The organism is Bacillus sp. RC240 (assembly GCF_044907945.1).
Lineage (GTDB): Bacteria > Bacillota > Bacilli > Bacillales > Bacillaceae_G > Bacillus_A > Bacillus_A mycoides.
Genome location: NZ_JBIYCT010000001.1, coordinates 1,497,344 through 1,521,447, shown reverse-complemented (window position 1 = coordinate 1,521,447; position 24,104 = coordinate 1,497,344). Strand labels below are relative to the sequence as shown.

Here is a 24,104-nt window from a genome sequence, read left to right as displayed (position 1 = left end):
TATGTACAAAGTTGTATTTTTCGATGTGGATGGTACTCTTTTAAGTGAGATTGATAGAAGTATGCATGAAAGCACAAAAGAAGCGATACAAAGGTTAATAGATAAAGAAATTCACGTAGTTGTTACAACCGGGAGACCATATAGCTTATGTTCACAATTTAAAGAGCTGGGCATAAACACGTTTATTTCTGCGAATGGTGCACATATAAAATGTAGGGAAGAAGTTATACATAAATCGGTACTTTCAAGTGAAATTGTTCATGATATTTCAAATTTCGCTGAATTACATGGTCATAGTGTTTCTTATTTTACAGAAGAATTTGCTATGAATGGTGTTGCCTCGAAAGATGAACGTGTAATACGAGCACTAAACGAAACGTTAAATTTAGAGCAGTATCCTGACAAAGTCAGAAACTTGTTAGAAGAGGTTTATTGTGTATGTCTGTATGCTGATGAATCAGAAACTCAAAAATTTTTGAAAAGATATCCAATGCTTACGTTTGAACGTTTTCATGGTTACGTTATGAATGTGTTGGAAGATAATAAAGTATCGAAACTAACTGCAATTCAAAAGGTATTGGAACATCTGAAAATTTGTAAATCAGAAGCAATTGCTTTTGGTGACGGTGGAAATGATATTGAGATGTTACAGTATGTAGGACTAGGAATTGCGATGGAGAATGGTGGAGAAGAGTTAAAAACAAGAGCAGATTTCGTTACAAAGAAGGCGAGTGAAGGTGGTATTTTATTTGCCTTAAAAAAGTTTAATGTCGTCTAATATACCTTTATTGAAATAAAGGTATGTTAGGATCTTTAATATGCTCACATAATAAAATATGAATTTGCCCGCGATGATGATAAAAATGTGCAACGATTTCAAGCAACCATTCGAATCGAGAGTAAGAAATACCCCAATAAGCAGTCATAATTTCCGCTAATTCTTCATTGGAACAGGATAAAAAAGTTTTAGAAAGTAAATCGTACCCTTGTATCATCGTTTGCTGTATTTGAGTAATTGTTTCTGATGTTTGTTCTATATAAAAGGTATGTAAGTCTTTTTCCGTAATACCATTTAATATGAGTAAATCAGCATGGAAAATAAGGGAAAGATGTGTGCACATTTCAAATAATGACCGCTTTGATTCAATCGGCTTTATTTTCAAATCACTTTCAGTATATTGGTTCAGTATTTGAATGGAAGTATCGATAGCAATTTTAACTTGATTCAATGCAGATGGAACAAACATTGTAATTATTCTCACCTCCGTATATAATAGTTTCTTAAGGGTATTATATCATGCTCAAAATTCCGAAAATTCTAGTAGTTTGACTAGCATAGTGAAAAGTATTATATTGTAAAAGGTCATATGAAACGTGAAATAGAATGGAATGTAATTATTGAGTTAGGAGTTAGACCAATGAGCTTGAAATATGGAAGAGATACAATTGTTGAAGTTGACTTAAATGCGGTAAAACATAATGTAAAAGAATTTAAAAAACGTGTGAATGATGAAAATATTGCAATGATGGCTGCTGTAAAAGCGAATGGGTATGGTCATGGGGCAGTTGAAGTTGCGAAATCGGCTATTGAAGCAGGAATAAACCAACTTGCAGTTGCATTTGTAGATGAAGCAATTGAATTAAGAGAAGCTGGAATCACTGTACCTATTTTAATTTTAGGATATACACCAGTAGCAGCTGTAGAAGATGTAATTCAATATGACGTTATGATGACTGTTTATAGAGTAGAAGATTTACAAGGTATAGATGAAGTTGCAAACCATCTTCAAAAGAAAGTGCGAATTCATGTGAAAATTGATACAGGAATGAGCCGTATTGGTTTACAGGAAGAAGAAGTTAAACCGTTTTTTGAAGAGTTAAAACGTATGCGATATGTAGAAGTAGTAGGGATGTTTACACATTACTCTACCGCTGATGAAATAGATAAAACTTATACAAATATGCAAACAAGTTTGTTTGAGAAAGCTGTAAATACAGCGGAAGAATTAGGAATTCATTTTCCATATATTCATAGTTCAAACAGTGCAGGATCAATGGAACTTAGTAACACATTTCAAAATATGGTTCGTGTTGGTATTGGAATTTACGGTATGTATCCTTCAAGAGAAGTGGATCATACAGTTGCTTCCTTACAGCCAGCGTTGTCTTTAAAATCAAAAGTAGCTCATGTTAAACATGCGAAGAAAAATCGTGGTGTTAGCTATGGGAATACTTATGTAACAACGGGCGAAGAATGGATTGCAACTGTACCGATTGGTTATGCTGATGGTTATAATCGTCAGCTATCTAATAAAGGGCATGCACTAATAAACGGAGTACGAGTACCTGTAATTGGCCGTGTTTGTATGGATCAGCTTATGCTAGATGTTACAAATGCAATGCCAGTACAAGTAGGAGACGAAGTTGTATTCTACGGCAAACAAGGTGAAGAAGAGATTGCGGTGGAAGAAATAGCAGATATGTTAGGTACAATTAATTATGAAGTTACATGCATGTTGGATAGAAGAATTCCACGTGTTTATAAAAAAAATGATGAAACGACTGCGGTTGTAAATATATTAAGAAAAAAATAAGAAAAAACTGAATCGATATGATTCAGTTTTTTTATTTTTGACAAATGAAAAATGTTCTATTTATACCGTGTAGTTGTATATTGTTACATCCTACAGATTTTAAAGAGGTAATAATTTCGTCTCTAAAATAACATGCTTCCTCGATAGAAAAGTCACTCCTATTCCAACAATCTATAATAATCATACTTTGTCATAATTTCAAAACCACATTGTGTATATAGTTTTAAAGCATTGTTATTTTTCGTTTCGACGTCTAGTTCAATTGTTGAAACTCCTTCTGTAATAAGTGTATGTACCATATAACTAAGAATATCTTTACCATATCCTTTACCTTGATAAGATGGATGAACGGCGAATCCTGATAGTGTAGTAGATTGCTCTTGCTCAGTAACTGTAATCGTTCCTATCACTTTTTCATCGATAAGAGCACTGTAAACTTGATGGGAAGATGAATTCATCATCTTTTGTAACCATGTGGATGTATTTGCTGCCGAATCTCCAAAAGCTTCACTAGCGATTTCTATAAGATCAGGAAGTAATTCAGAAGATGCAACGGTAAGATTAATATTATTTTTCATTGTTTTTTGTGCTTCGTTTGTTTTGAACGCCATACCGTATTCACTGTATAAATAAGGAAGGTTCATTTGTTTTGCAAATGATTTCCCTGAAATAGAGTCACCATTAATTATAAGAAGGGCTTCATCTGCCTCTCTTTTTTGTATTTCTTTCATTGCGGTTTGTAAAAGAGTAGTGCCTATATGTTGTTTCCTATAGTTCGGATGAACAAACCCTATTAACTCCAGTTTTGTCGGTCTTTCAAAGTCATACATACTTAATGCACCAATTAATTGAGTACCATCATAAAATATAAAATCATTTATCTTTTCTTTATTACGGGCAGTTAAAAAATTGACATGTAAATCTGACGAGTAATCAATTTGATCGTGTTGTCCGCAAATATGAGATAAATCTTTCATTTGCTGAATTTCGTTTGCTGTTAAAGATTTCTTTTGTTCAATATTCATTTCATAATCCCTCGCAATCGGTTTTAAAAATAAGATGGGTGACGTAACCACTTTTCTAACTCCACACTACCTTGAACAGATAATAAGCGATATAAATAACGATAAGGCTGTCTACATTGATCAAGACGAGGAATGGGCATAATGGTCTCATAACCTCGTTTAAAAGCACGAGCCTCTTTTTCTGTAAATACATATTCTAAGCCGATAAAATCAAACTCTCGAGGAGCAACTGCATAGGCTGCTGTATCTACTAAACCCGTAATAGTTGTACCATCTGATAAAAACTGAGTAGGATCCATATCAATTAAAACGAGTGTAGATTCCTTTGGTGCAAGCAAGGAAGATAGCTGTGATTCAAAAGTATGAAATGCGTTATGGATGCTCGCGTTATCGGAATAGAACCCATTTACAAGATCTTTACTGACTTTTAATATGTGAGACTTAAATTCTGCTAGTGGAATGTGGAAAGTACTTGATGGGTTTCCTATAAACTTTGCTTGAAACGAATGAATTTCTGCTAGTCCTTTTCCAAGGCTGAATAAAATAGAATCAGGTTGTCCGAAAAATGATTGCAGCGTATTTCCGGTTAGTTTTTCGACGATTACATATTCTCGCTCATTTAAAACATGTTTTTGCAAAATAGTCGGGATGGGCAAGGTAGTATGCTTTTTCAATAATGCGTGTATTGTTTCTAAATGATGTACATGCCTTGGATCAATTCCAAAAAGGTTTTTACATCCCCGCCAAAAATCATTGTTGGGCTCTTCAGTCATTTTTGAGGAACGAACAATAACTTCTTCAGTTTCTGTTTTAACAAGAAACACGTCGCTTGCATGGTCTTCATAGCCCGGATGTAGTGCTTGAACAGATATAATAGGTGAAATGAATAGTTGTTGTAGCATGAAAGGACTCCTTATTCTGTAAATTCTATAAATTTATTATATAACAGAATATGTACCAAGTGGATAATGATGGGGACAACATAGAACTTAAATAAATTTATGGTGAGAAATCAGTGTGAAAATTATATTTTTCTAGTTTTGTATGAATTATCAAAATAATGTTTCTGATGATAAATCTGAAAAATGCCTGAATGTAAATCCCGTATTTTTCAATAAATGAAAGGTTAAGTCTACTTTTATAAGAGTTATAATGTAGGTTATGAAAAATATTTCTCAATAATAAAATGAAGAGAAAAATATGAAGAAGTAGAATAGATTACTTAATAGTTTTAAATTAATTAATATGATTAACTATTGATTATATTAGATAGGAGAGAATATTATGGCAAATGTACTCGTAATAAATTTCCCTGGAGAAGGTCATATAAATCCGACTTTAGCTATTGTAAGTGAGCTAATTCGGCGAGGGGAAACAGTTGTTTCGTATTGTATTGAAGATTATAGAAAGAAGATTGAAGCAACAGGTGCAGAATTCCGAGTGTTTGAGAATTTCCTCTCTCAAATTAATATTATGGAACGAGTAAATGAAGGTGGGAGTCCTTTGACGATGCTATCTCATATGATTGAAGCATCAGAGCGTATTGTTACTCAAATTGTAGAAGAAACAAAAGGGGAAAAGTACGATTACTTGATATACGATAATCATTTTCCAGTAGGACGTATTATAGCGAATGTTTTAAAATTACCTAGCGTTTCTTCTTGTACAACGTTTGCTTTTAATCAGTACATTACTTTTAATGATGAACAAGAATCGAGACAAGTAGATGAAACTAATCCATTATATCAATCTTGTTTAGCGGGAATGGAAAAATGGAATAGGCAGTATGGAATGAAATGTATTAATATGTATGATATTATGAATCATCCTGGTGATATTACTATTGTATATACTTCAAAGGAATATCAGCCGCGTTCAGATGTATTCGATGAATCGTATAAGTTTGTCGGTCCATCAATTGCTACGCGTAAAGAAGTAGGGCGCTTTCCTATGGAAGATTTAAAAGATAAAAAATTGATTTTCATTTCTATGGGAACAGTTTTTAATGAACAACCTGAGCTATATGAAAAATGTTTTGAAGCGTTTAAAGATGTAGAAGCGACAGTCATATTAGTTGTTGGTAAGAAGATAAATATAAGTCAATTTAAAAACATTCCGAATAACTTTAAGTTGTTTAATTATGTGCCGCAATTAGAAGTATTACAGCATGCTGATGTATTCGTGACACACGGTGGTATGAATAGTTCAAGTGAAGCACTATATTACGGTGTCCCATTAGTTGTAATTCCGGTAACAGGAGATCAGCCTTTAGTTGCGAAGCGAGTGAGTGAAGTAGGAGCTGGAATAAGGCTTAATCGTAAAGAATTAACTTCTGAATCGTTACGTGAAGCTGTAGAGAAAGTAACGTATGATGTAACGTTTAAGGAAAATAGTCGTAGAGTTGGAGAGTCACTTCGAAATGCTGGTGGGTATAATAGGGCAGTTGATGAAATATTAAAAATGAAAATGAATTCGTACTCAAAACTTAAATAAATGTTTGGAGCACACTTACTGTAATATGTAAGTGTGTTTCTATAAATAAATTACATAAAAAATCACTGTAAAGGTGAAACTTTTGTGTATATAAACTCATATCTTTGAATTAGTAGTAAAATTACGTTAAAATAATACTAAGAAAATACATAAGTTTTGGGGGTAATGAATGAAAAAATTATTCGAATACGTATTATTAACAATTGGATCCATTATTGTAGCGGGCTCACTAGAACTTATTTTAGCGCCTAATGGCCTAGTAGACGGTGGGGTAACTGCGATTGCTATTATGGCAAATAAAGTTGCTGGATTACCGCTTTATGGAGTATTTTTAGGACTTAATATCCCAATTTTACTATTTACTGCAAAAGTAATGGGTAAGAAGTTCTTTATCCGTACGTCTTATGCAAATGTTGTTACAACACTCGGATTGATTTATTTAAAACCATTTCCAGCAATTACAACTTCGGAATTATTAATTGTACTTTATGGAGGAGTTCTATTTGGTGTTGGTGTTGGGATTGTTGTAAAAATGGGCGGAGCAATTGACGGATCAGAAATGTTAGCGGTTTGGATGAATAAGTATTTTAAAGTACCAATTAGTACATTTTTACTTGCTGTAAATGCGGTTATTTTTGTATTTGTTGCTATTTTATTTTCAATTGAGCAAGCGATGTTTTCATTAGCAATTTTCTATATTGTTACGAAAATGATTGATTTCATATTAGACGGTATTAATCAAGGGAAGAGCGTCATGATTATTTCGAATAAAAATAAAGAAATTGGCGAACTGCTTATGAAAGAATTGCAACTGTCTGTTACGTATCTACATGGAGAAGGTGGTTTTTTAGGAGAGCACCAGAGAATTATTTATTGTATTACAAACCGTTTCATTTATCCAAAAATGAAAGATCTCGTTCTCTCTGTAGATCCAAGTGCTATAATTGAAGCTTCTTATTCAACAGAAACAACTGGTGTAAAGCGTCCAGGAAGGACTGCTCGATCAGGAGACGTATCAGAAAAATAGTGTGTAAAATAACTCCACATAAGTATAACTTATGTGGAGTTATTTTACTTAGGGAACCAGGCTTCCTTTAGTAATTTGACTACAATTTCGATACTATCTTCGGGAATGCTGCCGAAACCGAGTAGTACATATGACGCCTCTCTTAAATTATGTACAGAATCATATGTAGAGAGTGGGTATAATTTGATTCGTTGTTTTGCAGCAGTATGAATAAGTTCTTGTTCGTTCATACCATTATGAACATGAAGTACGATATGCAGTCCAGACTGTTCGCCAAGTATTTGAACACGAGATCCCATTTCATTTTTGATAGATTTAACTAGTAATGTGTGCTTTCTTTTATATAACGTACGACTACGGTTCAAATGGCGCTCCCAATCACCATTGTGAATAAAGGTTGCAAAAGCGAGTTGCTGTATTGTGGAAACAGTTTGTTTAAACTTACCTTCCAGCTCTGTATAGATTTTTAATAGGTGAGTTGGTAAAACGATATACCCCATTCGCAAAGAAGGTAAGAAGGATTTCGAGAAAGTTCCCATATAAATAACGCGTTCATTTGAATCTAGTCCTTGTAAAGAGGGAATAGGTTTTCCTACATAACGAAATTCTCCGTCATAATCATCTTCAATAATATATCCTCCGCAATCATTGGCCCATTTTAATAATTCGAGCCTTCTAGATAATGTCATAATCATTCCAAGAGGAAATTGGTGTGATGGAGTGACGTATGCTACATTGGAACGTGATTCAAGTAAAGCTGAAATACGAATCCCTTTATCGTCTAATGAAATAGGGTGAACAGGAAGACCAGAACTTTGAATCATGGCAGTTATACGGTGAAATCCAGGGTTTTCGATTCCGTATTCTTTTTTTGGACCAAGCAGTTGAAGTAGTAGCCAAAGAAGAGGCTGCGTACCGGCTCCGATAATAATTTGATCAGGTGAAGAATGTACCCCGCGTGCATGGTATAAATATTTTGAAATATGCGCTCGTAGAACGAACTCACCTTGAGGATCTTCTCTAGCAAATAATTCATTTTCATACTGGAATAAAGTTTCTTGTAATGCTCTTTTCCAGTTTGTAATTGGAAAAGCTTTTTGATCAATCAGCCCTTGGCTACAATCATAGTCATATTGTTCTTTTTTTATATTGTTAGCGCTGTTTGACACAACTTGTTGTTTATTTTGAATGACATCAATATCAACTTCTACAACAAAAATCCCACGTTTCGGTTTACTTTCTACATAACCTTCAGCTAGTAATTGTTGATAAGCAGATTCAACAGTAATACGACTAACATTAAGTTGTACCGCTAAATTTCTATGAGAAGGAAGGCGTGTACCGGCAGGCAGTGATCCCTGAGAGATTTCTCGTTTCATATATTCGTAAATTTGTAAATAAATTGGTGTTTTACTTTCTAATTGCAATGGGATAGTAAGATCCATTTTATGAATTCTCCTTTAAAAACTGGCCATATAAAAAATAATCGAACTGTCACTTAAGTGAGGGGCAGTTACTTTTTATAATAATGATATAACATTTAGAAAATTTTATAAATAGTAAGGAGAGAATCATAATGAATATTAGAGAAGTAGTAACAGAAGCTGATTTACATGATGTATTCCCCGTATTACAGCAATTACGAACGAAACTTTCAAGAGAAGAAGCAAGTTCTTTATTTCAAAAAATGAAAGAAGAAAATTATAAACTACTTTCGTTACAGAATGAAGATGATGAAGTTGTTAGTCTAGCTGGTGTAGCAATTTGTACGAACTTTTATAATGAGAAACATGTTTTCGTATATGACCTTGTAACTGCGGAAGCTCACAGATCGAAAGGATATGGTAAAGTTCTTCTGTCATATGTAGAAAAATGGGGGGAAGAAAAAGGGTGCAGTTCTATCGTTCTTACATCAGCGTTTCCAAGAGTTGATGCCCATCGTTTTTATGAAAGAGAAGGCTATAATAAGGTAAGCTATTCTTTTTATAAAGAATTATAATAGTAAGGGGGTTCTATGTGTGAGAACATATGGAACCCCTTTTAATTTAGAATTGAAGAATGAGGAGGGTTAATTACTTATTTTGTCGAATAGTCTCTTTATAATTGAGACGATAATATTGAATTAAAAGAAGGTTAGGGGAGTTTATACTTGGAAAAATTCAGAAACTATTAATCCCAAAAGGTGTAAGGATTATCGTAATATCTGATATTCATGGCGAATTAAATCTTTTAAAGGAATTATTACATAAAGTTAATTTTAAAGATGATGATTATTTAATTATAAATGGCGACCTTTGTGAGAAGGGGAACGATAGCATCGGCGTAGTAAACTACGTCATGGATTTAGTAGTTAGCAAGCCAAATGTTTATGTAGTTGAAGGGAATTGTGAAGTTGTAGTTGAAGCGCTTGTAAATGAAAATCCTGCGCTAATAAATTATTTATGTACGCGAAAAAATACAATTTTTAATGAATGGCTAGGGAAATTGAACATTACAGTTAATGAAGAAAGTGATATTCGTGAAGTGAAAAACATATTGATGAGCCATTTTTCAAAAGAAATAAAGTGGCTAACAGAATTGCCGACAGCGATTGAAACAGAAGATTATATCTTTGTACATGCTGGTCTTGAAGATAGAGAGAATTGGAGACAAACAGACAGGAAAAATGCAATTGCAATGCCAGAGTTTTTTAATAAGTCACATAGAGCGGATAAGTACGTAATTGTTGGACATTGGCCTGTTGTAAACTATTCCAAAGAGGCGCCGTCTAACAATCCAGTTATTGATAAGGAGAAAAAAATTATTGCGATTGATGGTGGTAATGCGATTAAAGAAGCAGGGCAATTAAACGCATTTATTATTCAGAGGACAACTTCAGGTGATACGTTTTCTTATACACATGTAGACTATTTTCCAGAGTATAAAGTAATGGCAGATTTTAATGCGGATTCAGAAATGCATGGCGGGGTTACATATCCGTATTATTACATAGAGCCTGTGGAGAGAATGAAAGATTTTACTATATGTAAACAAATAGAAACAAATGAACTGCTTCATGTGAAAAACGAGTATATAAAGCAACTTGAATCAGGTGAGTATACAGTGAAAACGGATATTTCTTGTGCGCAAATCAGTATTAGAAAAGGGGATACAGTTTCTTTAATTGATGATAGCTGCATGGGATATGATTTAATTAAAAAAGATGGTGTAGAAGGCTGGATTGAGAAAGGAATTCTACTTGAGGTAGAAAAGAAGGGGAATACAATATTTAGCTAAAATAGGAGGGGTATAACCTCCTATTTTTTATTAACTATGCTACGAGTTCGTACTTCATCTAATTTTTTCCGAAGTTCCGTTTCTAGATTAAACTCGAAAAAATTGGCTAATTTACATAAATAATTCGTATTTTATAACAAAATTATACAATACAATTAACGATATTTGTTTTGATTTTTCTGAAAAAATATTATAATTATATATGAAATAAAGAGGATTGTAGGAGGAAATTATGCAAAACGTTATATTAAAGGGGAACAAAGTTACAATTCGTACAATAGAAGAATCAGATATAAAAACATTATGGAATCTCGTATTTAAAGAAGAGAATCCAGAATGGAAGAAATGGGATGCGCCATATTTCCCTTTCTCAATGCAAGAATACCCATCTTATAAAGAGAAGATGCAAGCTCGTTTAAAAGAAGAACCACTGTCAAATTTAATTATAGAAAATAACGGCCAAATTATAGGGACAGTCGGATTTTATTGGGAGCATAAACCGACGCGTTGGTTAGAGATGGGAATCGTAATTTATGACCCAGCATACTGGAATGGTGGATATGGTACAGAAGCATTAACATTATATAAGGACTTACTATTTGAAAATATGGAGATTGGTAGAGTAGGGCTTACAACTTGGTCTGGCAATGAAAGAATGATGAAAGTAGCAGAGAAAATAGGAATGAGCTTAGAAGGAAGAATGCGAAAATGCCGATATTATAACGGGATATACTATGATTCTATTCGAATGGGAATGATTCGTGAAGAATGGGAAGCGCTACGTGTAACGAAGGGGTGAGGAAGCATGTACGCTATCATTGCTACATTTGATTGTGTGTTTACTAATTAAAGTTAGAGAATTGCAAAATGAATTAACGAATATAATTGAAACAAATGAACTAGCCGGAGTAGAACCACATATAACATTGGCTGATTATAAGGAGTTAGATGTTAATTTATATACGAAGAGATTAGAGGAGTTTGTAGCTTTTCAAGAGAACATCTCCACTGTAACTTTTCCTTCTGTTGGAACTTTTCCTACTAACGGAACTATCTTTCTAGCACCGACCATTACCGATGAATTATTAAGACTTCATCATTCTTATCATGATTATTTCAAAACTTTTCATGATAATTCGAATTCATATTACGTGCCAGGAAAATGGGTTCCGCATTGCACGATTTCTAATGGGTTAAATTCAAATCAATTTTTAAGTGTAATGGAATATATATATGGAAAATTTGATGTTACAATAGCTTCGATTGAGAAGTTAAAATTAATTAAGGTAAATTATGAAAATGGTTTTGCCATTTCTTCTAGTATATTAGCAGAATATAATTTAATGAGAATGGAGACATCGAGATGACATATGTAATTAGAGAAATGAAGCAAGAAGATATTCATGCTGTACAAAACGTAGCAAAAATAGCTTGGCATGATACTTACGAAGGAATTATTCCGAGAGAGATTCAAGATAGTTTTTTAGAGGAAGCATATTCTGATGAAAAAATGAAATATCGTCTTAAAAATACACATTTATTCGTTGCAGAAGAAGAGGGAGAAGTAATTGGATTTGCGAATTTTTCACCTGTTAGACTGCAAAATGAAGCAGAATTAGGTGCGATTTATTTGTTACCAGATCAGCAAGGAAAAGGGATAGGAAGTGCTTTATTACAAAAAGGAATTTCAGCATTAAACGGAATTCGAAAAATGTACATTCATGTAGAAGCAGCAAACGAAAAAGGAAAGCGCTTTTATGAAGCGAAGGGTTTTGCCGAATTAGAGCAATTTGAAGAAGATTTTGAAGGACATTTGATGCAGACAGTAAGGATGGTTTTATACATATAGGGAGGAGCAGGAATGAAAATATTTGATTTCAGTGCAGAAGTTGGGAAACACATATCAGCATTTCAATCTAATTTCATAATGGCAAAAATATTAAATCATCAAGGGAATATACATATCGGTGCCATGCATTTACAAGAGAATGGAATTATCGGATATCATGAAGCAGTTGTATCTCAACTGCTTCTTATTGTGGATGGTGAAGGATATGTGTGTGGAGCAAATAAAGAAAAAGTGAAGGTAGAAGCTGGACAAGCTGTGTTTTGGGAGAAGGGTGAGTTTCATGAGACGAGTACGGAAAAGGGCTTGATGGCAATTGTTATGGAGTCGGAGAATCTTGAACAAGCCATATTAATGCCTATTAGTGAGGGGGAGTTGTGAAAAATGATAGTAAAGGCGAATCGAGAAGATACAAAAGAAATATTACATTATGCAGCTCAAGCGCTTTTTGAAGGGACGAGAGGGAATTGTCAGTTAAGTAAAGAGAAAGCGATTGAAATTACAAAGCCAATAATAGAAAAAGGGGCATATTATTTAGTCATTAAAGAAGAAAATAAAGTAATGGGATGGATATTAATAGGGGAAAACACAGACTATTTTTCTCGTGAAAAACTTGGATTTATATATGAGCTGTACGTATTCCCAGAATATCGCGGGAGAGGATTATCACGAGAATTGATGGAGGCCGGTATTAAGGAATTGAAGGAGAAGTATTCAGAAATTCGCTTAAATGTATTTGCTGGGAATTTTGCGAAAGAGATGTACGAAGAACTTGGGTTTGTTGAAAGACAGGTAATTATGACTTTGAAGTAAGTACAATAGCCTGAACGGGAGAAGAGAAAGAATGAGAAAAGAAAATGAGTATGTTGCGTATTTACAAAGGATATATCCTCAATTACAAATAAAATCGGTTTATGTAAATGAAATAGGTCAAAATAATGATGTATTAATTGTAAATGATAATATAGTATTTCGTTTTCCGAAATATGAAAAAGGTATTCAGAAACTTCGAGTAGAAACAAAGCTGTTAGAGAAAATAAGACCCTTCATTACGCTCCATATTCCCAATCCATGTTATCAAAGATTTCAAGATGAAGTGCCAGGGAAAGTATTTACAGGATATGAAATGATTGAGGGAGAACCGTTTTGGAAAGACATTTTTACAGAAATAAATGATGAAAAACAAATACAGAAACTTGCGTGCACATTAGCGGGATTTTTAAAAGAGTTACACGAAATTCCGTTATCTACATTTGAAGGTATTATGCAATATGATGGTACTGATATGTATTCAGAAATAAATAGTTTATATAGCAAATTACAAGAACATGTTTATCCATTCATGAGAACTGAAGCGAGAAAAGAGATCTCAAAATCATTTGAGTTATATTTAAATGAATCTAGTCACTTTAACTTTACCCCTAGTCTTGTTCATGGGGATTTTGGCATGACAAACATCTTATATAGTGCAACAAAGCGGGATATTTCAGGAGTTATAGATTTTGGTGGTGCGAGCATGGGAGATCCTGCTTATGACTTTGCGGGGATATTAGCTAGTTATGGAGAGGAGTTTTTACAACTCTTTTCGGTTCATTATCCTAATTTAGAAGCAGTAAAGGAAAGAATGTATTTTTACAAAAGTACATTTGCTCTTCAAGAAGCATTATTTGGTGTCCTGAATAATGATAAAAAAGCCTTTCAAGCTGGAATAGCAGAATATGTATAAAAGCCGATTTCAAATCGGCTTTTTATTATCGATACATCGTCCACATCCCAATATCTTTAAACCCTAAACGTTTATAAATTCGTCCAGCAGCTGGATTGTTATAAAATAAGCAAAGCGTTCGGCCTTCTTTCGTAAAGTCTTGAATCATTTTCTGTAATATGAGCGAAGCATATCCATTCCCGCGATGATTCGGATGTGTACAGACTCCAACAACCATAGCCGATAATGAATTTTCAGCGGATGTAGAGGCGGATGCGATGATTGCACCGTCTTTTTCAATATAGTATGTACGTCCTGTATTTGTTTCGATAGCTTGCCTTAACATTTTTTCTGATTCATTAGCAGCCGGGAATTCAGCGATGTCACTTCGTAATTTCATAATTCGTTCTATATCATCGAGTGAGGCAAGTTTAATTGTTCCATGAATTGGTGTGCTAGGTAAATTGCTGTCATTTAGACATTCGCAAAAATACATTTCATTTTTGGCGCCTAGTTGTACACTTGGAGCAGTTTCAAATCTTTCTACAATAGTTGACTTGCCAGAGAGTTTAAGTGGCTTATATGCGGAAAGAAGTGCCTCATAGTCAGTAACCACAAACTCTTCTTTACTATACGGTATAAATGTATCGTGAAAGCGAAGTAAAATGGATTTTAATGTTCCATTCTCTTTAAATACGCCCCATAATTCTTGAAAGTCTGTTTCATAACCGAAAGCTTCTAAATCCCCAATAATAAATAAGTTAAGGGCTGCTTCTTCTTTTAGAAAAGAAAATACTTGTTTATGATCTTTCTTTGTTAATTTTCTCATCATAACGAATCGACCTCTTTTTTTATTTTTCTAAATATTACAACTTAAGTTTTTTGAAATCAATATAAAATTTTATGTTTAGTTCACCAACTTTCGGAAAAACTAGGAAAGATATGACAAAGGAGGTTATGAACGGTGGATCATCCAATTCAAGGATTAATGAGAGCAGCAATGGAGAATTTGAAGGAAATGGTCGATGTAAATACGATTGTTGGGGAGCCTGTTCAAACGGCTGACGGTGGTGTAGTGTTAACGGTTTCTAAAGTAGCGTTCGGTTTTGGAGCAGGAGGATCTGACTTCCAGACGAATGATGGACAAAGAGCGAACGGTAACCCTGCATTTGGTGGCGGTAGCGCGGGTGGTGTTTCTATTACACCAGTAGCATTTCTAGTCGTGAATAAAGACGGGATAAATATTCTGCATCTACAAAATGCGACACATTTAGCAGAAAAAATAATTGAATTAGCTCCGCAAACAATTGATAAAATTCAATCGATGTTCCAAAAAGAAGAAAAGAAAGAGGGAAATAATCACCCTCAAAACCCAGATGATATCCTTTAAAAACGCCTGCTCATAAGCAGGCGTTTTTTCTTGTAATCAGTATGTAATAAAACACATGAAATTGTAAATAGTTTTTGAAGTTTTTTCTATGTTTCTAAAATTTTTCATGTTAAAATATGCTATAGAATTGAAACATATAAAACGAAGGTGGCTAGGTGCTTTGTCTGGAGGATCTGACCAAGTAAACAATATGATATATATTAATGGTAATCGTCGGGGTCATTGTTTTATTACATCTGGAATTACGTTTAAAGAGTTTGCAAGTAACATCCCTTCACCGCTTCATCAAGTATTGCTTTTAAAGCATAATTTTGAGTGGACAGATTTTCATTATCATACTTTATTTGAATATGTTGAGGAAGAAAACATACATAAACTCATTCAAGCAGAGATTGATGAATTTGATGAATTTTGTTGGGTAGATTTCGATGATGCAAGCGATTTAGATGAGTTAGAGCCAAAAGAAATTGCAGAATTATTATATTTGGCTCACAAAAAAGAACCACTTGGAAGAACGTTCTTCCCATTGTTGAAGAATAGATTCGTTTATTTTTCACATGATGACGGTTGGTACAACAAAGTGTATTACCGTAGAATCGGTGATTTTGTAGGAATGCTGAGTAAAGTGATTCCATATAAACTCGGTTCGTTTGGAAAGAAACGTTTTACTTTCTTCCAAAAATCAAAAATTTTCCCAGCAATTTCAAAGGAAGTTATCCTTGGGCTTATGCCGTTAATGGAAGATGGGTTATACATTGATTTAGCGGGGAAAATTGAGTCGAGAAGAGGTCTTGAAATTCCGGTATATGTAGTAGGATCATTCGAAAGTACGGATGAGGTACTAGATAATATCGATGAATTGAAAGCGGAAGCAACAGAAACGGGTTGGCTCATTTTTGATAAGAAAGAACAAGAGTGGCAATGGGTTGTAGACTAAGAAAACTTGGCGCATGAAGTCAAGTTTTCTTGTCTTTTGAAAGGAGAACAAATGAAGAAATATTATACAATTGTGGGTATTGTAAGTATTATTCTCGTGGCAATATTACTTATAACTTGTCCGAAAGAATCAGATTTTAAATTGTATTTAGAGGATAAGTATGCATTAAAATGTGACGAGAGTAGCTTTGAATGCACGCAAAATGTAGATGAAAAAAAAGAGAAATTACAGTTTGAAAGTATTGATGCACGAAATGGTGTTTTCTTTATGACTGTAAAGCAAACGTATAAAACAGAAGCTGGTGTTATGAAAGAATATAGCGGAGTAGGTATATTCGGTACATTTCTTTTTGTTTCAGAGAAGACTTTCTAGTAATAGAAGGTCTTTTTTTTATGCTTATGTTCATATAGATGAAGTAAGACAAGCATAGGAGGGGTATTGATGAAGAAGGGATGTATCGTTTGTGGTGGTGAGGAGTTTTTTTCTTCAACATTATATGCACGTACGAAACAAGATTGGGCATATGCGCCAAACATGTACCGATTTGAAAAGGTGTTTATTGAGCATAGAGATGAAGAAAATTATCCGGTTTTTCAAGAAATTACAGCGAAGCATTGTTGTGGATGCGGTCATATCATGTTGTATCATGAATGAACACACCAAGTATAACTTGGTGTGTTTTTTTAAAATGCTGATAAAGCAAGCGGATATAGTAAAGTGAATAAAACAGAAAAACTGCCAAAACCAATTGCGGTATATCCAAGTGTTCTCGCCCCAAAATTGACAGCTAATAAGCCAACTAAAATAGCAAGGGAGCCGAGTGTAACAGGATAAAAAGCAATGGAGAATAACGAAAGAAATAATGCGACATAGCCTATCATTGCACCGGTGTTTGTACCTTCTATTTCATTTGCAATTTCTTTGCGCTCATGTCTAATCGGAATACCAGCTGGAGATATTTCAGCTGCATACTCTTCGTTTTTTTCACCACTTTTAAAATGATGATTTCTCTTTCTTCGCATGTACATCCCTCTCTTTCAATTGGGTGTATCTATAGTATCTTTCATAAGAAGCAGAACATGAGTATGAGTTAAACCCAAGTAAAGCAAAAATTGGAGAAAATAGATTCCGTTGTTATCCTGTTTATCCCGCTATTTGCCGTGCAGTAAGACCCCCACCGGCTGGAGCAAAGAAGTTAGATGGGAGTCGGGCTGCCCGTAAAAGCCCGATTGGTTCAAATAATAATCAGTGGCGGACGAACAAACACCCCCACTGATTAAAGTTTCACTTTATCTCCTTATGAAGATAAACAGGGATTTTGGAACATGATGTAGAATGAAATGAATGATAATACGTGAAGGTAGGGGAATGTATGGCGAATTTTAATTGGCATGAATCGGCAGAGAAAAAATGGGATAACAATGCAGAGTTTTGGAATCAAAATAGTCAAGAAATGTGGGATAGCGGGAGCAGGAGTACAATCATTCCATTTTTTGAGCAGTACGTGGAAAAGGAAGTACAAGTGTTAGATGTTGGCTGTGGTGATGGGTATGGTACATATAAATTAAGTCTTACTGGGTACAAAGCGGTTGGGGTGGACTTATCGGAAGTTATGATTCAAAAGGGTAAGGAGCGCGGAGAAGGCCCAAACTTATCTTTTATAAAAGGTGATCTTTCTTCATTACCATTTGAAAATGAGAAATTTGAAGCAATTATGGCAATTAATTCTTTAGAATGGACCGAGGAGCCGTTGCGAGCATTAAATGAAATAAAGCGTGTTTTAAAGAAAGATGGATACGCATGTATTGCAATTTTAGGACCGACAGCAAAACCGAGAGAGAACAGTTATCCGCGCCTATATGGCAAAGGCGTTGTTTGCAATACGATGATGCCTTGGGAATTTGAACAGTTAGCAAAAGAACAAGGATTTGAAGTTGTAGATGGTACCGGCGTATATAAGCGCGGAGTAAATGAGAAGATGTTAGGTCAGCTACCTACAGAGTTACAACAAGCGTTAACATTTTTATGGGTATTTATGTTAAAAAACGTATGACAAAATTGAAGGATTTTAGGAGGTAAATAAGTGCAGAAAATACAAAAAACTGATACAATATCATCAGAATCAATTAAAGGGGGACTAGGGTACATGACAACTACTACAACAGTTAAATCTGATATTGAAATCGCACAAGAAGCAAGTATGAAGAAGATTCAAGAAATTGCAGCTGATTTAAATATTTTAGAAGAAGAACTAGAGCCATACGGACACTATAAAGGCAAGTTATCTCTTGATATTTTTAAGCGTTTACAAGATGAGAAAGACGGTAAAGTTGTTTTAGTAACAGCAATTAACCCAACTCCAGCAGGAGAAGGTAAATCAACAGTAACAGTTGGTTTAGGTCAAGCTTTTAATAAAATTGGTAAGAAAACAGTAATTGCACTTCGCGAACCATCTCTTGGACCAACAATGGGATTAAAAGGCGGAGCAGCAGGTGGCGGTTATTCTCAAGTAGTACCAATGGAAGATATTAACCTTCACTTTACTGGAGATATTCATGCGATTACAACTGCCAATAACGCATTAGCGGCGTTCATTGATAATCATATCCAACAAGGAAACACACTTGGAATTGATACGCGTAAAATCGTTTGGAAACGCTGTGTTGACTTAAATGATCGTGCCCTTCGTAACGTAGTAATTGGCCTTGGTGGACCGGTTCAAGGCGTACCGCGTGAAGACGGTTTTGATATTACAGTAGCATCTGAAATTATGGCCGTATTCTGCCTTGCAACAGATATTCAAGATTTAAAAGCTCGTCTATCTCGCATTGTTGTCGCTTATAATTTTTCAAATCAACCTGTAACAGTTAAAGATTTAGGCGTAGAAGGTGCGTTAACGCTTCTATTAAAAGATGCATTAAAACCGAACTTAGTACAAACATTAGAAAATACACCAGCTATCATTCATGGCGGACCATTTGCGAATATCGCTCACGGTTGTAACAGTGTTATCGCTACGACAATGGCAGCAAAATTAGGTGATTATGTTATTACAGAAGCTGGATTCGGTGCAGATTTAGGTGCCGAGAAGTTTTTAGATATTAAAGCACGTGCAGCTGGTATTAAACCAGAAGCGGTAGTTATTGTTGCGACTATTCGTGCGCTTAAAATGCACGGTGGTGTGGCGAGAGATCAATTAAAAGAAGAAAATGTAGATGCGTTAGCAAAAGGTATGGAGAACTTACAGAAGCATGTTGAAACAATTCAAAGCTTCGGTGTTCCTTTCGTAATTGCCATTAACAAATTCATTACTGATACAGATGCAGAAGTTGCATACTTACAAGAATGGTGCAATGAGCGTGGCTATGCAGTATCCTTAACGGAAGTTTGGGAGAAAGGTGGCCAAGGCGGAGTTGACCTTGCTGAGAAAGTGTTAAAAGAAATTGAAAAAGGTGAAAACAACTACGCACCACTTTATGAATTAGAATTACCATTAGAAGAAAAAATCCGTACAATTGCTCAAAAAGTGTACGGCGCAAAAGATATTGAATTTGCTCCGAAAGCACGTAAGCAATTAGCTCAATATGAGGGAGAAGGCTGGAGTAACCTACCGATTTGTATGGCAAAAACACAATACTCTCTTTCGGATGATGCAACAAAATTAGGTCGCCCATCTGACTTTATCGTTACAATTCGTGAATTAAAACCATCTATCGGTGCAGGGTTTATCGTTGCGTTAACAGGAACAATGTTAACAATGCCAGGCCTTCCTAAACAACCAGCAGCACTACAAATGGATGTAAATGAAGATGGAAAAGCAGTAGGTTTATTCTAAAAGGTTGTAATTCATCTCGTTTATCTGTAAACTATATATACATCAAGTGGCGCCTTTCCATCGAAAGGCGCCTGTTTTTTGGAGGAAATTATGTTTGATCCAACTGCTTTTGAAAATTTAAAGGTAATTGTGGAAGGAGCTGTCTATGATTTCGATTTACACGGTGATATTCTCGTAACGGATCGAAAAGATGTGATGGACCTTGCTTCATTAAGTCGTATGTATAGTATTTCATTTCAACTAACAGAAACATTTAAAACGATGGTAGAGGCGACATTTTCACTATCTGTTGATGCAAAGAATTTATCAGGTGAAATATTAGAAGTACCTCAGTTTATACCAGGTTGTGAAATGAAGCTGGAATTTTCGTTCGAAATGGAGCAACCAGAGATAGGATGCGAAGAAATTGAAACTTTATTGCATTCTATATGGGGAAAAGAGCGAATGATTACGCAAAAAATTTCATACGAATATAATAAGCAAGCGATTTCATATCATAATAAGGTAGAGGTTCTATTTCAAAAATCGATTACAGAAGACCATGTTGATGATTTAATAGCTGTTATTTCACACATGATAGAAACGGTGCGAACAATACAACATTTTCTTCAAAAATAGAGATAAAGGAGAAAAACAAATGATAAAAGATATGCAACCATTTTTACAACAAGCTTGGGAGAAGGCTGGTTTTAAAGAATTTACTGAAATTCAAAAACAAGCGATTCCAACTATTTTAGAAGGACAAGACGTTATTGCTGAATCTCCAACTGGAACAGGAAAAACATTAGCGTACTTATTACCACTTTTACATAAAATTAATCCTGAAGTTAAACAACCACAAGTTGTAATTTTAGCGCCAACTCGTGAACTTGTTATGCAAATTCATGAAGAGGTTCAAAAGTTTACAGCGGGAACTGATATTTCAGGTGCGTCTTTAATTGGTGGTGCGGATATTAAGCGCCAAGTTGAAAAATTAAAGAAACATCCGAGAGTTATTGTCGGTTCACCAGGACGTATTTTAGAATTGATTCGTATGAAAAAATTAAAGATGCATGAAGTGAAAACGATTGTATTTGATGAGTTTGATCAAATTGTAAAACAAAAGATGATGGGTGCTGTACTTGATGTAATTAAATCAACGATGCGCGATCGTCAATTAGTATTCTGCTCAGCGACAATAACAAAAGCTGCAGAAGATGCGGCACGTGATTTGACAGTTGAACCACAATTAGTACGTGTAACACGTTCAGAGGCACAGAGCCTAGTTGAACATACGTATATCGTTTGTGAGCGTCGTGAAAAAAATGATTATATTAGAAGAGTTATGCATATGGGAAATGTAAAAGCAGTTGCCTTCTTAAATGATCCATTCCGTTTAGATGAAATTACTCAAAAACTGAAGTTCCGTAAAATGAAAGCAGCAGCACTTCATGCAGAGGCAAGCAAACAAGAGCGTGAAGTAACGATGCGCGCGTTCCGTAGCGGGAAATTAGAAATATTACTTGCTACTGATATTGCAGCACGTGGATTAGATATCGATGATTTAACACACGTAATCCACTTAGAGTTACCAGATACAGTAGACCAATATATTCACCGCTCAGGACGTACTGGACGTATGGGCAAAGAAGGAACAGTTGTTTCTCTTGTAACAGAACAAGAAGAGCGTAAATTACTTCAATTTGCGAAAAAATTAGGTATCGTGTTTACGAAACAAGAAATGTTCAAAGGAACATTTGTAGAATCGAAACCACCAGCACCAAAGAAAAAGAAACCAGCTTTTACTGGTAAGAAAAAGCCTAGATAAATGAATGGAAAGACGTAACTATGCGTAGTTACGTCTTTTTTTGTGGAATAATAGATGGAATTTTATTAACGACTATTAAAATTTCATCTATCGTAACTTTAAAAATATTAACGATTCTACAGGGAATATCGATAAAGGTGAATCATTTCTCATTTAGTTTGTACAAGGAAGTAATGTAAAGAGAGTCGAATATTAAACTGATGCGAAATAATAAAAAGAAGGTACATATATGGATAGGAAATTAGGAATGTTTTTGAATACGAAACATATTGGAGTAAACGAAGGAATACAAAAAGCAAGGGAATGGGATTTAGAATATATTCAATTATATGCTATGAATAAGAACTTCAATTTAGCTAATATTTCAAAGTTAGAATGGATTACTTTAAAGGATAGCTTATCTTTTAATGGGATTAAAGTCCCATCATTAGCAATTAGTTTTGGAGAAAGTGGAATTGTAGGGGCGGAAGATGAAAGTGTAATAGAGCAGTTGAAACGTGTTGCTGATAAGGGATTAGAATTAGGAGCAAACATAATAACGGCTCACATTGGAAAGATTCCAGATGTTGAAAAGAGCGAGCGATATGAAAAGATGCAAAGGGCTTGTTTTGAGATAGGGGATTTATCATTCAAATTTGGAGGAGTCTTCGCTATTGAGACGGGGTCTGAAAAAGCATTAGTGTTAAAACGATTTTTAGAAACTATAAACTCAAAAGGACTAGCTGTTAACTTTGACCCAGCAAATTTAATAAGTGATGCAAATGAAAATCCGGTAGAAGGTTTATTACTATTAAAAGATTATATAGTACAAACTCATATTAAAGATTGTAAAGGAGTGAAAAGTGATAGTTCAAGTAAGTATATAGAAGTAGCAGTAGGAAATGGTGAAGTAGATTTCGATATATTCTTCAAGGTATTAGATGAAATTGGATTCGACGGATATAACATGATTGAAAGAAATGATTATTTTGACGAACTGAATGGGATGAGTAGGTCGATAAATTTTGTGAAGAAGTACATATAAACTCAAAAGGAATAATAATAGCACCTGTAGAAACCTACATAGAATATAAAAACGATTAGGGGGAAAACAAATGATTCATAAAGTCGGACAAATTATGTTGTATGTAAATAATCAAGATGAGGCAGTAAATTTTTGGACGGAAAAGGTAGGGTTTCATGTAGTTGCAGAGGAAGATAACAAACAAGGAATGAAATGGATTGAAATCGCTCCGACTAAGGGTGCAGAAACGAGCATTATACTACATAATAAAGAAGTTATTTCGAAAATGAGCCCAGAATTGAATCTTGGTACACCATCTTTAATGTTCTTCTCAGAAAATCTTGACCAATTATATACAAATTTAACAAATAAAAATGTTACTGTTGGCGAAATGGTAACTATGCCTACTGGTAAAGTGTTTAACTTTGCTGATAGTGAAGGGAATTACTTTGCAGTAATGGAAAAAAATAAATAATTATATAGTTATGTGAAAATCCCCCTCGTAAATAATGAGGGGGATTAAATATTTGAAGTCAATTTTTTATTAACGAGTTGTTCTATAAAAAATGTTCCTTTTTCAATTGCAGTCTCAATATAACCAACGATTTGATCAAATGAAAACACTTGTAAGTTTTCGTGCAAGTGTTGCTCAGGATATAGCATATCTTCAAAAATATATTGCCGAAAAGCTAAAACATTCTCTCTAGAAACCTCCTCTATATTCACAATGTTAGCCTCTTGATTAAGTAGGGTGAAGAGCTGCTGTTCTTTATCGTAATGATGCAACAATTGTGCGTTCAATAATTTAAAATCGTTATAGTACATAGGTGCGATAGTTTCGTCGTTTTCTATTCTGTTTTTAAGCCAAGGTAGAAAAAAGCCGCTTAGCCAATTATCATCGGCAATGAGGTGGGTATAATAACCTAAAATATAAGGGGAATCTATATGATCTTCGTATTTATGAATAAATGAATCATAATCTATTCTTCTCGTATAGTTCTTCGTTGTACCAGCGTAAAAATGGGAAGCTCCTTTTTCTTCTTTTGAATGAACAGCATCAGGAGCTACACCACCAAGTAAGAAAGAAGTTTTATCTTGAATAGAAAGTTTCTCAGCAATACCGCTCGCGATAATGATATGCATAATTCGTGATCCCATGAATAACA

28 protein-coding genes and 2 pseudogenes are annotated in these 24,104 nt (G+C 34.5%); 22 read left to right on the top strand and 8 right to left on the bottom strand.

Going from position 1 to position 24,104, the window contains the following annotated elements:
• Position 1: 1 nt before the first annotated feature.
• Complete coding sequence (locus ABH955_RS07795; RefSeq protein ID WP_404443157.1) at positions 2 to 778, top strand: Cof-type HAD-IIB family hydrolase; 777 nt, start codon at positions 2 to 4, stop codon at positions 776 to 778.
• 7 nt (positions 779 to 785) lie between these two features.
• On the opposite strand, the gene ABH955_RS07790 is transcribed toward ABH955_RS07795, so the two are convergent.
• Positions 786 to 1,247, bottom strand: coding sequence for a DinB family protein (locus ABH955_RS07790; protein WP_404443154.1), 462 nt, complete (start codon positions 1,245 to 1,247; stop codon positions 786 to 788).
• Positions 1,248 to 1,418: 171 nt separating this feature from the next.
• Between ABH955_RS07790 and alr the strand changes: the two genes are divergently transcribed.
• Entirely contained in the window at positions 1,419 to 2,594 is a 1,176-nt protein-coding gene (gene alr, locus ABH955_RS07785) for an alanine racemase (RefSeq protein WP_002127023.1), read from the top strand.
• A 31-nt stretch (positions 2,595 to 2,625) separates the two neighbouring features.
• Here alr and ABH955_RS07780 read toward each other — a convergent pair.
• From ABH955_RS07780 to ABH955_RS07770, 3 genes and pseudogenes are all read right to left on the bottom strand, one after another.
• A pseudogene (locus ABH955_RS07780) lies at positions 2,626 to 2,760 on the bottom strand (class I SAM-dependent methyltransferase); the annotation flags it as partial.
• On the bottom strand, positions 2,753 to 3,619 hold the full coding sequence (locus ABH955_RS07775) for a GNAT family N-acetyltransferase (RefSeq protein WP_404443343.1): 867 nt from the start codon (positions 3,617 to 3,619) through the stop codon (positions 2,753 to 2,755). The pseudogene ABH955_RS07780 and the gene ABH955_RS07775, both read right to left, overlap by 8 nt.
• A 23-nt stretch (positions 3,620 to 3,642) precedes the next feature.
• Positions 3,643 to 4,521 carry a phosphotransferase gene (locus ABH955_RS07770; protein ID WP_404454989.1) on the bottom strand — a complete coding sequence of 293 codons (879 nt, stop codon included), beginning with the start codon at positions 4,519 to 4,521 and terminating at the stop codon, positions 3,643 to 3,645.
• 382 nt (positions 4,522 to 4,903) lie between these two features.
• On the opposite strand from ABH955_RS07770, the gene ABH955_RS07765 reads away from it, so the two are divergent.
• Together ABH955_RS07765 and ABH955_RS07760 are read left to right on the top strand one after the other, a co-directional pair.
• Positions 4,904 to 6,112, top strand: a complete 1,209-nt coding sequence (locus ABH955_RS07765) for a macrolide family glycosyltransferase (protein ID WP_404443148.1) — start codon at positions 4,904 to 4,906, stop codon at positions 6,110 to 6,112.
• Between the two features lie 169 nt (positions 6,113 to 6,281).
• The gene (locus ABH955_RS07760) at positions 6,282 to 7,139 is read left to right on the top strand and encodes a YitT family protein (RefSeq protein WP_404443145.1); all 858 of its coding nucleotides are present in this window, start codon (positions 6,282 to 6,284) and stop codon (positions 7,137 to 7,139) included.
• 44 nt (positions 7,140 to 7,183) lie between these two features.
• Here ABH955_RS07760 and pdxR read toward each other — a convergent pair whose 3' ends face one another.
• The gene (gene pdxR / locus ABH955_RS07755) at positions 7,184 to 8,584 is read right to left on the bottom strand and encodes a MocR-like pyridoxine biosynthesis transcription factor PdxR (RefSeq protein WP_404443142.1); all 1,401 of its coding nucleotides are present in this window, start codon (positions 8,582 to 8,584) and stop codon (positions 7,184 to 7,186) included.
• Between the two features lie 131 nt (positions 8,585 to 8,715).
• On the opposite strand from pdxR, the gene ABH955_RS07750 reads away from it, so the two are divergent.
• From ABH955_RS07750 to ABH955_RS07715, 8 genes and pseudogenes are all read left to right on the top strand, one after another.
• Positions 8,716 to 9,138: a GNAT family N-acetyltransferase gene (locus ABH955_RS07750; RefSeq protein ID WP_404443139.1), complete on the top strand. Its 423-nt coding sequence runs from the start codon at positions 8,716 to 8,718 to the stop codon at positions 9,136 to 9,138.
• A gap of 146 nt (positions 9,139 to 9,284) precedes the next feature.
• Complete coding sequence (locus tag ABH955_RS07745; RefSeq protein ID WP_404455371.1) at positions 9,285 to 10,415, top strand: metallophosphoesterase; 1,131 nt, start codon at positions 9,285 to 9,287, stop codon at positions 10,413 to 10,415.
• A 232-nt stretch (positions 10,416 to 10,647) separates the two neighbouring features.
• The gene (locus tag ABH955_RS07740) at positions 10,648 to 11,214 is read left to right on the top strand and encodes a GNAT family N-acetyltransferase (RefSeq protein WP_404454992.1); all 567 of its coding nucleotides are present in this window, start codon (positions 10,648 to 10,650) and stop codon (positions 11,212 to 11,214) included.
• A gap of 6 nt (positions 11,215 to 11,220) precedes the next feature.
• Positions 11,221 to 11,782, top strand: a pseudogene (locus tag ABH955_RS07735) (2'-5' RNA ligase family protein).
• Positions 11,779 to 12,264 (top strand): GNAT family N-acetyltransferase, encoded by a 486-nt coding sequence (locus tag ABH955_RS07730; protein ID WP_404443129.1) that lies wholly within the window; start codon positions 11,779 to 11,781, stop codon positions 12,262 to 12,264. Before ABH955_RS07735 ends, ABH955_RS07730 begins: the two are co-directional and overlap by 4 nt.
• Positions 12,265 to 12,276: 12 nt before the next feature.
• Positions 12,277 to 12,642 (top strand): cupin domain-containing protein, encoded by a 366-nt coding sequence (locus ABH955_RS07725; protein WP_377865928.1) that lies wholly within the window; start codon positions 12,277 to 12,279, stop codon positions 12,640 to 12,642.
• 3 nt (positions 12,643 to 12,645) lie between these two features.
• Positions 12,646 to 13,074 (top strand): GNAT family N-acetyltransferase, encoded by a 429-nt coding sequence (locus ABH955_RS07720; protein WP_212090503.1) that lies wholly within the window; start codon positions 12,646 to 12,648, stop codon positions 13,072 to 13,074.
• 31 nt (positions 13,075 to 13,105) lie between these two features.
• Positions 13,106 to 13,987: a phosphotransferase family protein gene (locus tag ABH955_RS07715; protein WP_377865927.1), complete on the top strand. Its 882-nt coding sequence runs from the start codon at positions 13,106 to 13,108 to the stop codon at positions 13,985 to 13,987.
• A gap of 25 nt (positions 13,988 to 14,012) precedes the next feature.
• Here the strand turns inward: ABH955_RS07715 and ABH955_RS07710 are convergent, their stop codons facing one another.
• A complete protein-coding gene (locus tag ABH955_RS07710) occupies positions 14,013 to 14,798 on the bottom strand; it encodes a GNAT family N-acetyltransferase (protein WP_404443121.1) in 786 nt (261 codons plus the stop codon).
• Positions 14,799 to 14,930: 132 nt separating this feature from the next.
• On the opposite strand from ABH955_RS07710, the gene ytfJ reads away from it, so the two are divergent.
• The 4 genes from ytfJ to ABH955_RS07690 all read left to right on the top strand — a co-directional run bounded on the left by ytfJ (position 14,931) and on the right by ABH955_RS07690 (position 16,947).
• The gene (ytfJ, locus tag ABH955_RS07705; RefSeq protein WP_113938551.1) at positions 14,931 to 15,356 is read left to right on the top strand and encodes a GerW family sporulation protein; all 426 of its coding nucleotides are present in this window, start codon (positions 14,931 to 14,933) and stop codon (positions 15,354 to 15,356) included.
• 160 nt (positions 15,357 to 15,516) lie between these two features.
• Positions 15,517 to 16,293: a hypothetical protein gene (locus ABH955_RS07700; RefSeq protein ID WP_002085994.1), complete on the top strand. Its 777-nt coding sequence runs from the start codon at positions 15,517 to 15,519 to the stop codon at positions 16,291 to 16,293.
• Positions 16,294 to 16,344: 51 nt separating this feature from the next.
• A complete protein-coding gene (locus ABH955_RS07695; RefSeq protein ID WP_002165916.1) occupies positions 16,345 to 16,665 on the top strand; it encodes a hypothetical protein in 321 nt (106 codons plus the stop codon).
• A 69-nt stretch (positions 16,666 to 16,734) separates the two neighbouring features.
• Positions 16,735 to 16,947 (top strand): hypothetical protein, encoded by a 213-nt coding sequence (locus ABH955_RS07690; RefSeq protein ID WP_002012518.1) that lies wholly within the window; start codon positions 16,735 to 16,737, stop codon positions 16,945 to 16,947.
• A 29-nt stretch (positions 16,948 to 16,976) separates the two neighbouring features.
• On the opposite strand, the gene ABH955_RS07685 is transcribed toward ABH955_RS07690, so the two are convergent.
• Positions 16,977 to 17,315 (bottom strand): hypothetical protein, encoded by a 339-nt coding sequence (locus ABH955_RS07685; RefSeq protein ID WP_001253195.1) that lies wholly within the window; start codon positions 17,313 to 17,315, stop codon positions 16,977 to 16,979.
• Between the two features lie 350 nt (positions 17,316 to 17,665).
• Here ABH955_RS07685 and ABH955_RS07680 point away from each other — a divergent pair, with 350 nt between their 5' ends.
• From ABH955_RS07680 to ABH955_RS07655, 6 genes are all read left to right on the top strand, one after another.
• The gene (locus ABH955_RS07680) at positions 17,666 to 18,346 is read left to right on the top strand and encodes a class I SAM-dependent methyltransferase (protein ID WP_404454997.1); all 681 of its coding nucleotides are present in this window, start codon (positions 17,666 to 17,668) and stop codon (positions 18,344 to 18,346) included.
• A gap of 93 nt (positions 18,347 to 18,439) precedes the next feature.
• On the top strand, positions 18,440 to 20,128 hold the full coding sequence (locus ABH955_RS07675) for a formate--tetrahydrofolate ligase (RefSeq protein ID WP_277958626.1): 1,689 nt from the start codon (positions 18,440 to 18,442) through the stop codon (positions 20,126 to 20,128).
• 90 nt (positions 20,129 to 20,218) lie between these two features.
• On the top strand, positions 20,219 to 20,746 hold the full coding sequence (locus ABH955_RS07670; RefSeq protein ID WP_002065080.1) for a hypothetical protein: 528 nt from the start codon (positions 20,219 to 20,221) through the stop codon (positions 20,744 to 20,746).
• Positions 20,747 to 20,765: 19 nt separating this feature from the next.
• Positions 20,766 to 21,935 carry a DEAD/DEAH box helicase gene (locus ABH955_RS07665; RefSeq protein ID WP_002012513.1) on the top strand — a complete coding sequence of 390 codons (1,170 nt, stop codon included), beginning with the start codon at positions 20,766 to 20,768 and terminating at the stop codon, positions 21,933 to 21,935.
• A 229-nt stretch (positions 21,936 to 22,164) separates the two neighbouring features.
• The gene (locus tag ABH955_RS07660; RefSeq protein ID WP_404455000.1) at positions 22,165 to 22,959 is read left to right on the top strand and encodes a sugar phosphate isomerase/epimerase family protein; all 795 of its coding nucleotides are present in this window, start codon (positions 22,165 to 22,167) and stop codon (positions 22,957 to 22,959) included.
• A 70-nt stretch (positions 22,960 to 23,029) separates the two neighbouring features.
• Positions 23,030 to 23,413: a VOC family protein gene (locus ABH955_RS07655; protein WP_404455003.1), complete on the top strand. Its 384-nt coding sequence runs from the start codon at positions 23,030 to 23,032 to the stop codon at positions 23,411 to 23,413.
• Positions 23,414 to 23,457: 44 nt separating this feature from the next.
• On the opposite strand, the gene ABH955_RS07650 is transcribed toward ABH955_RS07655, so the two are convergent.
• Complete coding sequence (locus ABH955_RS07650) at positions 23,458 to 24,096, bottom strand: zinc dependent phospholipase C family protein (RefSeq protein WP_404455006.1); 639 nt, start codon at positions 24,094 to 24,096, stop codon at positions 23,458 to 23,460.
• Positions 24,097 to 24,104: the final 8 nt, after the last annotated feature.